The following is a 10,539-nucleotide window of genomic DNA, read 5'->3' as shown; positions in this document are numbered from 1 at the left end:
CCCGACCGACGCCACCTTCTCGTCGTGCATGAGGACTGCTGACGCGTCCCCTACACCCTGATACGGCCGGCAGCGATACCCGTCACTACCAGTCGACCAGTGCGTATGGCATCTGCTGTGCGATACGCACTCCTCCGCGCATGGCCGAGGGCCGGGTTGCCGCTCGGGTGCTACCACGGTCGCGCCGACCTGCGTGAACGCTAGCGCAGCAGCGGGATGCGGATGCCTGCTGTTGACACGCGAGAACTCGCCGGGTAGTCCGCGGGGCCCTGTCAGCGTCATGCCTACGACCTGGGGTCTTGTCGCGGTGTCGCATCAGATGCGAGGATCTCGCATCTGATGCGATTGCCTCTGGAGGTTGCGGATGGCGAAGGACGGCACGTTCGTCGGCGTCATGCCGCTGCACCTGGTCGGCCGGGAGCCACTGAAGCACCCGGCAGAGCAGATGTTGGAGGCGATGTTGGACGGGTGGCGGTCGCAGCAGCTCGCCCGAGGGCTCAGTTTCGTCACCATCGACTCTCGGGAGCGGGCGGTGCGCCGGTTCCACATGCACAGCAACGAGTGGCCCTGGCGGTGGAACCCGCAGTTGGCGGACGAGTGGTTCACCGACCTGCGGGTGCATCGGCACATCAGCCACAGCACGTTGCGCGCGCTGCAGAGCTCGCTGCGCCAGTTCTGCTGGTTCATCACCGACCCCGCCTACGGCTGGTCCGCTGAGTGCGAGCGGCTTTTCGGCACCCATCCAGTGCAGGTGTGCCTGGAGGAGAACACCTCCCGCCACGTCAGCGACGTCGAGTCCAGACCGACCAAGCGCGCCTTCACCCGTGATGAGCTGCAGGCGTTCTTCGACCACGCCGACGCGCAGGTCGACCAGATACGTCAGGCCGGTCGCAAAGGCGCCCTGTCAGCCTTTCGCGACGCGGTCATCTTCAAGACCGCCTACGCCTGGGGCCTTCGCCGCAACGAGGTCCGCATGCTCGACGTCGTCGACTTCGGGCTCAACGCCAAAGCCGCAGAGTTCGGCAGGTTCGGCGTCCTCTACGTCCGGCACGGCAAGGCGATGCGCGGATCCCCCGCCAAGCGCCGCGGTGTGTTGACCGTCTGGGACTGGGCCGCAGAATGCCTCGAGGAGTGGGTAACTCAGGTCCGTGGCCACTACCCCACCGCCGGCAGTGAACCCGCACTGTTCCCCTCAGAGCGCTCAGGACGCGTCGCCCTCACCCACTTGAACCGTGTGTTCGCCCGCTACCGGCGCGAGGTCGGCCTGGACGAGGCGCTGGACCTGCACTCGCTTCGCCGCTCCTACGTCACGCACCTGATCGAGGACGGCTTCGACGCCCTGTTCGTGCAGCAGCAGGTCGGGCACGAGCACGCCTCCACCACCTCGCTCTACACCTGCGTGTCCTCCGACTACCGCACCTCGATGCTGCGTCGGGCCCTGGACAAGACCCTGAGCGCCGCGAACCAGCTAGGTCAGGAGACCCGATGACCCGCCGCCCCACCTACCGCTGGCGACTGCGTGACCTCATGGCCGAGCACGACATGTTCGCCACCACCGCGCTGTTGCCGCTGCTTGACGAGCGTGGCATCGACCTCTCCCCCTCACAGGTCCACCGGCTCGTGACCCAGGCCCCAGAGCGGCTCAGCCTGCCGGTGCTCGCCGCACTCTGTGACATCTTCGCTTGCACACCAGCAGACCTGATCGTCACCGACGTGCAGATCGCGGCCGACCGTAAGGCAAGCGGCGGCGGCGGCGAAGTCCTCGACCTGGCTACCACTGGACGACCGCGTCGAGCGCGGGTGCGCCGAGATGAGTGAGCGCACCCCAGCCACCTGCGTCCGCTGCCGCGTCACCGGCCCGCGGCGCGGCGTGTCCTGGCCGGAGGGCTACGTCTGCCGCCGCTGCTACCAGCAGGCCACCCGACGACACGGGCCCTGCCCGCGCTGCGGGCAGCCAAGACTCCTCCCCGGCCTCGACGAGGACAGCCAGCCGATCTGCCGCTCCTGCGCTGGCATCGAGCAGGACTTCACCTGCGCCCGCTGCGGGCAGGAGGACGAGCCCCACCGCCGCGGCGCCTGCGCCCGCTGCTGCCTCCGAGACGACTTCACTGCCCTCCTGGACGACAACCACGGTCACGTTCCTCGGCGGCTGCAGACATTTCTCACCGCAGTATGCGAGCAGGCCCATCCCCGCAGCGCACTGATCTGGATGCGGAACCCGGACGTCCGACGAATCCTCAGTGGGCTTGCCACCGGCGACCTCGCCCTGTCTCACGAGACCTTCGACCACGATCCCGCTCGCCGCACAGCCAGCCATCTGCGCGAGCTGCTGATGCGCCACGACGCGCTGCCGCAGCAGGACAGGACGCTGCTGCTGTTCACCGCCTGGCTCGAGGCGACCCTGGCCGGCTACTCCCCGCCAGCGAGGGCACTGCTTCAGCGATTCGCCACCTGGCACCACCTGCGCCGCCTGCGACGCGCTGCCGGCGAGGGAACTCTGAAGCCCACTGCCTCGAATGCTGCCCGCCAGAGCATCACCACGGCAGGGCAGCTGCTGACCTTCCTCGAAGCCGACGGCATCGAGTTCAGCAGCATGAGTCAGGCGCACCTCGATGCGTGGCTCGCTACCGGGCCGAGCACCCGCTACAGCGCAAGGACCTTCGTCCTCTGGGCCGGCCGAGCCGGTCACCTGCCCGCTCTCACCTTCCCCCACCGAGCAGCCCGCAGCACGCCGGTCCTGAGCCAGAACGCGCGGCTCGCACTGGTACACCGATCCCTCACCGACACAGCGCAGCCTCCGGCCTACCGGCTCGCTGCCGTCTTGCTCCTGCTCTATGCCCAGCCGGTCACCCGCATCTCGCGCCTGCGCCTCGATGACATCGTCACCACACCCGGGGCCACCGCCCTCCGCCTCGGGAACGAGCCAGCGGTCCTCCCCGCACCGGTCGCCGACCTCCTGACCGAGCACCTGTCGAGCAGGCCGAACCAGAACACGGCGGCGAACACTGACTCGCCGTGGCTGTTCCCCGGCTACCGACCAGGACAGCCGCTGCACCACAGCTACCTCATGACTCAAATCCGGGACGCCGGCGTCCACCTCCTCGGCGCCCGCAACAGCGCCCTGAGACAACTCGTGCTCGACATGCCTCCAGCCGTCGCGGCCGAAGCCCTCGGCTACAGCCCACAGGTCGCCGAGGCCCACGCCCGGGATGCTGGCGCGACCTGGGTCACCTACGCCTCCTACCGCAACCAACAGCCCCGCCGGCGCGTCGAATAGCCATGGCTTGAGACCTTCTCGCGCCTAGCGTCGCCGCGATCGGGCCGCCAAGGTCACCAACGTCGCCTTCCACACAAGTCCCGCGCTTGCGCCGAGCGACAGTCAGCGATCCACCGCCGCCACCGCCCAGTCGAGCCGCTCGACCGGAAGCGCCCATTCGAGTCGCGCACCGCTGCTGCGCACGGCGACCACTCTGGCACCTGGACTGAGGAACACTGCCTCTCGAAGCTCTGGGCGGCGTGGTTCACCTGTCTCGATGCCGTCCAGTTCGATGACAACAGACGGGCGCCGCAAGAAGCGCAAGCCGCCCACAAAGGGCGTGAAGCGGACATATCCCGTGTCCAGATCTGCCGCTCCGTGCCGCCATCGACGAGAGAGCCCGGCATGAGATCCGTCCATCACTCGGAATCCGCACTCGACGCGACTCTCCCGGGCCATCGCCCGCCCACGCCGCGCGACGACCCAAGCAAACCCCGCGGCACCGAGAGCCACCGCAGCCACGAACCCCAAGACGTCCCGGAGCAAGTCCACGGCACCATCATGGCGGACCTCGACGCCGACGCGTCAATGCAAGTGCAGTCGTCCGGTGTGGCCACCATCCAAGCCCGTGAAGGCCCTACGACCAAGCACTCGCATGCCTACAACACGCACGGGTGCCAGTAGTGCGTTCGACCCAGATGCTGTGGACCCCTACCGGTCGACGTGCGGCGTCAGCTTCCGCCGCATGCTGGTCGCGTCCTCGTCCCACACCGCTGCGTCCAGCCGAACGACGACGACCGAGTCGCCCGCACGAGCCGTGCGCACTCGAACGCCTGCAGCCCGGGCGAGGCGTCGCAGCTCTGCGCGGAGCCGCGACGCCTCGTCGTCAGTCGAGACCCAGCGCGCAGACTGCTCCTCTGCCACGCACTGCGCGAACATCTCCTGCGCCAGCTCCATCTGCGCCTCCTCGGCTACCGCACCCCGGCGAGCGCCGCGCGTACCGACGACCAGCCGGTGAGCGCCGCGCGCACGTCCTCACGCTGCTCCGCCTGCAGCGCCTCGTCGTACGCCCGCTCCAGGACGTCGTCGAGCCGCACCGCACGTCCGGCTCCCGCGGACTGCACCGCGGCTTCGACCATGGCCAGGCTCATGACGTTCTCGTGCACCTCGCCCGAGGGCGTCTCGCCGGAGCGGAGCGCCTGCACGAAGACCTGCAGCGCTCCGGCGATCCCGTCGTACGCCGTGCTCGCCTCTGCTGCGTCGCCGACCTCGGCCTCGAGGACCGGGTCGGTGTCGCCGTCCCAGAGCGCGGTGCCCTTCTCGCCGCTGACCCGCCACACGCCGTTCCATGACGTCTCCGCGCCGGGGCTGCACCAGCTGCCGTTGTAGACGTAGCGGGTGCCGCCCTCGAACTCGAACACCGCCGTCGCGTTGGCGTCACCGGCGTACCAGCTCCAGGGCGGGTTCCAGGTCTGGCACCACGCGGACACCGGCTCGGAACCGAGCAGGAAGCGCACCGAGTCGAACGGGTGGATCGCCATGTCGACGAGCAGCGGGTGCGCCATCTCGTCGCGGAAGCCGCCGAAGTGCGGCGCCCGGAAGAACTCCGTGCTGACGGTGCCGACGGCTCCGAGCTGCTGCGTCATCGCCTTCAGCGCAGACACCTGGGGGTTCCACCGGCGCGACTGGCTGACCATGAACAGCTCGCCGGTCGCCTCGGCGGCGGCGGCGAGGGACAGGGCGCGGCTCACGCTCTCGGCGACGGGCTTCTCCCCCAGCACGGGCAGCCCTGCCGTCAGGGCGGCCGTGGTGACCGGGTGGTGTGCCTCGGGGACGGTGACGTTGATGACTGCCTGAGCCCCCGTGCGCTGCGCGAGCTCCACGGCGTCGCTGCCCACTGGCAGCTCGGCCCGGTCGAGGGACGCCGCAGCCTCCTGCGCGGCCGCGACGTCCAGGTCTGCGATGCCGGCGAGCTCGACCTCCTCCGACGCGGTGACCACGCCGAGCCAGGCGCGGCCCATGGCGCCGGCCCCGACGACGACGACCCGCAGCGGCTCGCCCGTGGAGGACGCGACGGCCCGAAACGTCACTTGAGGGCCCCCTGATAACCCTGGCCGTTGAAGAAGTCCTCGGTGTCGTAGCGCAGCAGGGTCGGCTGGGACCGCTCAGGGAGGTCGCTGCGGACCCACTCCACGGCGTTGGCGATGACCCGGCGCACGTCCTTGTGGTGGTAGGTCGGGTAGTCCTGGTCCCCCGGCCGGAAGTAGAAGATCTTGCCGTGCCCCCGGCGGAAGGTGCAGCCGCTGCGGAAGACCTCGCCGCCGGTGAACGTGCTGAGGAAGACGAGCTCGTCGGGCGCCGGGATGTCGAAGAACTCGCCGTACATCTCGTCCTCCTCGATGACGAGAGGGTGCGGGACGCCGCGGGCGATGGGGTGCGTGGGGTTGACCGTCCAGATCAGCTCGCGGTCGTGCTCGGAGCGCCAGCGCAGGGTGCAGCTGGTGCCCATCAGCTTCATGAAGATCTTCGACCAGTGCCCGGAGTGGAGCACGACGAGGCCCATGCCCGACAGCACATGACGGTGGACGCGCTCGACCACATCGTCGGACACCTCCGAATGCGCGGCGTGGCCCCACCACGTGAGCACGTCGGTCTGCTGGAGCACCTCCTCGGTCAGCCCGTGCTCGGGCTCGTCGAGGGTGGCGGTGCGCACGACGCAGCTCTCCCCCAGGTTCTCCTCGATGCCCTCGGCGACTGCTCCGTGCATGCCCTGCGGGTAGAGCTTCGCCACGTGCTCCTCGACCTGCTCGTGGCGGTTCTCCCCCCACACGGTCACGCGGATCGGGCCGGTGCTGCCTGGTGCCACGACTGGTCTCCTCTGGTCATGGGTCTGTGGATCTGACGGTACGACTCGTCCCGGCCTCACTTGACGGCACCTCCCGTGGTGCCGGCCGCGACGTACTTCTGGGCGATGACGAGCAGGACGATGGCCGGCACCGACGCGAGGACCGCGGTCGCCATGACCGAGCTCCAGTCGTTCACGTAGGTCCCGATGTAGGAGTAGAGCCCCAGGGTCACGGGGCGCACGCTCTCGGTCGTCGTCAGCGTCAGGGCGAACAGAAAGTCCGCCCACGCGAACAGGAACGTGAAGAGCGCCGCGGTGATGAGCGCGTTGCGGCTCATCGGCAGGACGATGGACACGAACGCCCGCAGGTGCCCGGCGCCGTCGACCCGCGCGGCTTCGATCACCGAGCGCGGGATGCCGCCCATGAAGGCGCGGATGATGAGGATCGCGAACGGGATCCCGGCCGTCGAGTCCGCGAGGATCAGGCCTGGGACCGAGTTGAGCAGTCCCAGGTCGTTGTAGGCGGTGTAGAGCGCGTTCGCCACGACGATCCCCGGGATCATCTGCGAGAGCAGGATCGCGAAGAGGAAGACGTTGGAGAACCGGACTCGGAAGTGCGCCAGCGCGTACGCCGCCGGGGCCGCGAGCAGCAGGCTGAAGACGACCGATCCCGATGCCACGAGCAGGCTGGTGACGAGGTTGCGGCCCTGCTGGTGCAGCGCGGTGGAGTAGCCGTGGAAGCTCACGTGCTCGGGGAACCACGGAGTGGCGACGGCCGACCCGCTGCGCTGCAGCGAGACGTTGACCATCCAGTAGACCGGGAACAGCATGACGGCCAGGAAGAGCACGGCGAGGGCGGTGCTCCCCCAGCTGCGCTGCGTGCGCCGACGGCGGCGAACGGTGGCTGCGGGAGCGGTGAGCAGGGTGGTGGTCATGGGCGCCTCACTCGTCGACGGCGCGGCGGTTGGCGCGCAGGTAGACGACGCTGAACAGCAGGGAGATGGCGATGAGGATGTTGCCGAGGGCGGCGCCCTGGCCGAAGTCGAACTGCTGGAACGAGAGGTGGTACGACTGCGTGGCGATGGTCTCGGTCGCGTGCGCCGGACCGCCGTTGGTGAGACCCAGGATGATGTCCAGCACCTTGATCGTGTACACGACGCCGAGGACCAGGACGACGCTGACGACGGGTCTGAGCAGCGGCCAGGTGACGTAGCGGAAGGCCTTCCAGCCGGTGGCGCCGTCCAGCGACGCGGCTTCGTACAGCTCCTCCGGGATGTCCTGCAGTCCGCCGTAGAGGATCGTGGCGTTGAACGGGATCCCGAGCCAGATGTTGACGAGGATCACGGCCACGAGGGCCAAGGACGTGGTGACCAGCCACCCGGGATGCCCGGGCGCGAGGTGGACCCCGGCGAGGAAGCGGTTCAGGGCGCCGTTGTCCTTGTCGAGGATCCAGCGCCAGACGGCGCCGGACACGATGAGCGGGATCAGCCAGGGCAGCAGCAGTAGCGACCGGAGGACCCCGCTGAGCGGGAACCGGCGCCGGAAGAACAGCGCCAGCGACAGGCCGATCACGAACTGCCCGACGATCGAGCCGACCGTGAACAGCGCTGTGTTGAGCATGGCCTTGCTGAAGACGCTCGAGTGCACGACCGACCGGTAGTTGCCCAGCCCGACCCACGGCGCCTCGCCGGTGTAGAACGTGCTCGTCGAGTACTTCTGGAACGACATGAGGAAGTTCTTGACGACGGGGTAGCCGAAGAACAGCACCATGTACGCCGCGGCGGGGAGCAGGAACGCCGCCGCTGCGAGGCGCTCGCGCCGTCGCAGGCTGCGCCGTCCGGCGCGCCGCCCCTCCCCCTGGTCCCCTGCGGGAGGAGAGCCGGGAGCGCCCGCCGGCGGCCGCGTACGCGTGGACCCCGCAGGCTGCGGGATCGCGTGCGTCGTGCCGGACAGCGGAGGGCGGTCAGCCATTCTGCGCCTGCTTCACGGCGTCCGCGGCCGACGTCTGTCCGGTCAGGGCCGCCTGGAAGGCCGTGTAGATCTTGGTCGCGGCCTTCGGCCAGTCGGCGCCGAGCTCACCGGTGCGTGCCCGGGCCGTCGGGATCTGGTCGGCGAAGGCCTTGATGTGCGGGTTGGTCGACGAGAACGACGCGAGCAGTGCGGTCTTCGTCGGGATCGTGTCGTTCTGCTTGGCGAGGTTCAGCTGGCTCTCGTCCGAGTTGAGGCACTGGACGACCTTCGCGGCCAGGGCCTGCTTGTCCTTGTCCTTCGTCTGCGGGACGGTCCACGTCTCGCCGCCGAGCGGGGCGACGACCTTCTCACCGGCCTTGGGCGCCGGGATCTGGGCGACGCCGTAGTTCAGACCCTTGGCAGCGTCGAGCACCGGGAACTGCCACGGCCCGTTGATCATCATGGCAGCCTTGCCGGCCTTGAACTGGTCGTTGACGTCGGCCTGGGTCCAGTTCAGCGCGGACTTCGAGAGCGACCCGTCCTTCATGAGGTCGACCCAGAGCTGCACGGCTTGCGCGACCTGCGGGGTGTTGATGTCCTTCTCGTCGCCCCCGTTGGTCCACATGAAGGGCAAGAACTGCCAGGTGCCCTCGTAGTTCGCGGGCGCGGATACCGCGAAGCCGTAGGTCCCGCCCTTGGTCAGCTGCTTCGCCGTCGCCTTCAGCTCGTCCCACGTCGTCGGCGGCTTGACCCCCGCCTTGTCGAGGATGTCCTTGTTGTAGATGAGCGCGATCGTGTTGGTCGACGGCTGCAGACCGTAGAGCTTGCCCTTGTAGGTCGAGGCGTCCACGACGCCCTTCGCGAAGCCGTCGCCGGTGATGCCGAACTGGTCGAGCGGGATCAGCGCGCCGGTCGCGGCGATCTGCTGCAGGTCGGGGTTGTCGAGCATCAGCAGGTCCGGAAGAGTGCGCGACGAGGCCTGCTGCAGCACCTTGGGGATGAGGCTCGCGCCGGGCACCGCCTCCCGGGAGATCTTGGCGCCCGCCTGCGCGGCGCAGCCCTCGAGAGCCTTCTGCCACACGGTCTTCCCGGGGTCGTTGTTGTAGTAGTCCAGCACGCGAAGGGTCGTCGTGGCCCCTCCTGCTGCGGAGCTGCCTCCGGCCGTGGGCTGCGTTCCGCCGCCGCTGCTCCCGCCGCAGGCGGCGAGCGCCAGCGGGAGCGCGAGGGCCGAGGCGACAGCGACTCGGGTACGGCGTGAGCGGGTCATGGTGCCGGTTCCTTCCTGGAGGGATTCTTGGGCCACCATCGATGCGTATCGACGATAGGTATGCGTCTGCAGTAGGGCGCTGCGCGTCCTAGCGGTTGCGGGTGGAGGTGGTGCGGACAGTGCCGCGGCGGGTGAGCCGCGGAAGGACGAGGTCGGTGCCCGGTCGAGCGACACCGGGCTCGGGGTCCAGCAGCGCGAACAGCGACGCCATCGCACGCCGTGAGACGTCCCTCGGCTCGAGGGAGATGTTCGTGAAGGGCGGCTCGGCGTCCTCGGCCTCGGCGTCCGTGCTCAACCCGATGAGGGAGAGGTCGCGGCCGAGGACCACACCGCGGGCGCCCAGCGCGTGCAGCAGCGGGCGCAGGATGGTCGTGAACGGCACGACGACCCCGACGCGCCCACTGCCGCCGTGCGCGAGGATCTTCTCGGCCATGGCGGCCGCCGCGGACCGGCGTCCGTCCTGCGGCTGCAGCACCAGGACCGGCAGCCCTCGCGCCCCGGCTCGAGCACGAGCGGCGTGGAGGAACCGCTCGGCGTAGTTCACCCGCCGCTCGATGACGGGCGGGGGGTAGCCGACGACCACGAGCTCGTCGTGCCCGGTGTCTGCCAGCTCGTCGACGGCCATGCGGGCGGCCGCCGCGAAGTCCAGGTCGACGCAGGACAGGCCCCGCGGATCCTCCGGGATGCCGACGAGGACGACGGGCACCCGGAGCGACGCGGCCACCGGGACCCGCTCGTCATGGACCTTGATGTCCATCATCACGATGGCGTCGCACAGGGACCGGCCGGCGAGCCGGCGCAGTCCGGCCGACCCCTCGTCGTTGGTGACGAGGAGGACCTCGTAGTCGTGCGCACGGGCGCTGCTGGCGATGGTCTCGATGAAGGGCAGCAGTCCCACCGGGTCCGCGTCGTCCCCGAACGGCACGACCAGCCCGACGACCCGGGTGCGTCGCCCCGCGAGGGCACGCGCTCCGGCGTTGGGCTCGTAGGTGAGCTTCTCGATCGCCGCGAGGACACGATCGCGCGTCGAGGCGGAGATCGGGCGCTTCCCGCTCATGACGTAGGAGACGGTGCTCTGGGAGACGCCCGCAACGCGCGCGACGTCCTTGCTGGTGAACGCGCTCACGCGGCCACCTCCCCCAGTCATCGATACGCATCGTCGAAACGCATCGCCACCGTAGGGCGTCGGTTCGGACCGAGCAAGGGCGTCGGAGGTCACGG

11 protein-coding genes are annotated in these 10,539 nt (G+C 69.4%); 3 read left to right on the top strand and 8 right to left on the bottom strand.

Translation table 11 applies throughout. The features are described from left to right. Positions 1 to 364: 364 nt before the first annotated feature. The 3 genes from CLV35_RS08210 to CLV35_RS08200 are packed head-to-tail and all read left to right on the top strand — an operon-like array spanning position 365 to position 3,277. Entirely contained in the window at positions 365 to 1,489 is a 1,125-nt protein-coding gene (locus CLV35_RS08210; protein ID WP_231121597.1) for a tyrosine-type recombinase/integrase, read from the top strand. Continuing rightward, on the top strand, positions 1,486 to 1,818 hold the full coding sequence (locus CLV35_RS08205) for a helix-turn-helix domain-containing protein (protein WP_121192935.1): 333 nt from the start codon (positions 1,486 to 1,488) through the stop codon (positions 1,816 to 1,818). The genes CLV35_RS08210 and CLV35_RS08205 overlap by 4 nt, the downstream gene beginning before the upstream one ends. Beyond that, a complete protein-coding gene (locus CLV35_RS08200; protein WP_121192934.1) occupies positions 1,811 to 3,277 on the top strand; it encodes a hypothetical protein in 1,467 nt (488 codons plus the stop codon). The genes CLV35_RS08205 and CLV35_RS08200 overlap by 8 nt, the downstream gene beginning before the upstream one ends. A 102-nt stretch (positions 3,278 to 3,379) precedes the next feature. Here the strand turns inward: CLV35_RS08200 and CLV35_RS20985 are convergent, their stop codons facing one another. The 8 genes from CLV35_RS20985 to CLV35_RS08160 all read right to left on the bottom strand — a co-directional run bounded on the left by CLV35_RS20985 (position 3,380) and on the right by CLV35_RS08160 (position 10,444). Further along, positions 3,380 to 3,769: a DUF2550 family protein gene (locus CLV35_RS20985; RefSeq protein ID WP_407938198.1), complete on the bottom strand. Its 390-nt coding sequence runs from the start codon at positions 3,767 to 3,769 to the stop codon at positions 3,380 to 3,382. A 198-nt stretch (positions 3,770 to 3,967) separates the two neighbouring features. Next, on the bottom strand, positions 3,968 to 4,213 hold the full coding sequence (locus tag CLV35_RS08190) for a hypothetical protein (protein ID WP_121192932.1): 246 nt from the start codon (positions 4,211 to 4,213) through the stop codon (positions 3,968 to 3,970). Between the two features lie 14 nt (positions 4,214 to 4,227). Further along, the gene (locus CLV35_RS08185) at positions 4,228 to 5,346 is read right to left on the bottom strand and encodes a Gfo/Idh/MocA family protein (RefSeq protein ID WP_231121596.1); all 1,119 of its coding nucleotides are present in this window, start codon (positions 5,344 to 5,346) and stop codon (positions 4,228 to 4,230) included. Beyond that, positions 5,343 to 6,122: a ThuA domain-containing protein gene (locus CLV35_RS08180; protein ID WP_121192931.1), complete on the bottom strand. Its 780-nt coding sequence runs from the start codon at positions 6,120 to 6,122 to the stop codon at positions 5,343 to 5,345. The genes CLV35_RS08185 and CLV35_RS08180 overlap by 4 nt, the downstream gene beginning before the upstream one ends. Before the next feature lie 56 nt (positions 6,123 to 6,178). Beyond that, positions 6,179 to 7,036: a carbohydrate ABC transporter permease gene (locus CLV35_RS08175; RefSeq protein ID WP_121192930.1), complete on the bottom strand. Its 858-nt coding sequence runs from the start codon at positions 7,034 to 7,036 to the stop codon at positions 6,179 to 6,181. 7 nt (positions 7,037 to 7,043) lie between these two features. After that, positions 7,044 to 8,072, bottom strand: a complete 1,029-nt coding sequence (locus tag CLV35_RS08170; RefSeq protein ID WP_121192929.1) for a carbohydrate ABC transporter permease — start codon at positions 8,070 to 8,072, stop codon at positions 7,044 to 7,046. Next, on the bottom strand, positions 8,065 to 9,318 hold the full coding sequence (locus CLV35_RS08165) for a sugar ABC transporter substrate-binding protein (protein ID WP_121192928.1): 1,254 nt from the start codon (positions 9,316 to 9,318) through the stop codon (positions 8,065 to 8,067). Before CLV35_RS08165 ends, CLV35_RS08170 begins: the two co-directional genes overlap by 8 nt. 88 nt (positions 9,319 to 9,406) lie before the next feature. After that, positions 9,407 to 10,444, bottom strand: a complete 1,038-nt coding sequence (locus CLV35_RS08160) for a LacI family DNA-binding transcriptional regulator (RefSeq protein ID WP_183061870.1) — start codon at positions 10,442 to 10,444, stop codon at positions 9,407 to 9,409. Positions 10,445 to 10,539 lie beyond the last annotated feature (95 nt).

This window comes from Motilibacter peucedani, from assembly GCF_003634695.1.
Taxonomy (GTDB): domain Bacteria; phylum Actinomycetota; class Actinomycetes; order Motilibacterales; family Motilibacteraceae; genus Motilibacter; species Motilibacter peucedani.
The sequence above is the reverse complement of the archived record's forward strand: the minus strand, read 5'-3'. Positions and strand labels throughout refer to the sequence as shown.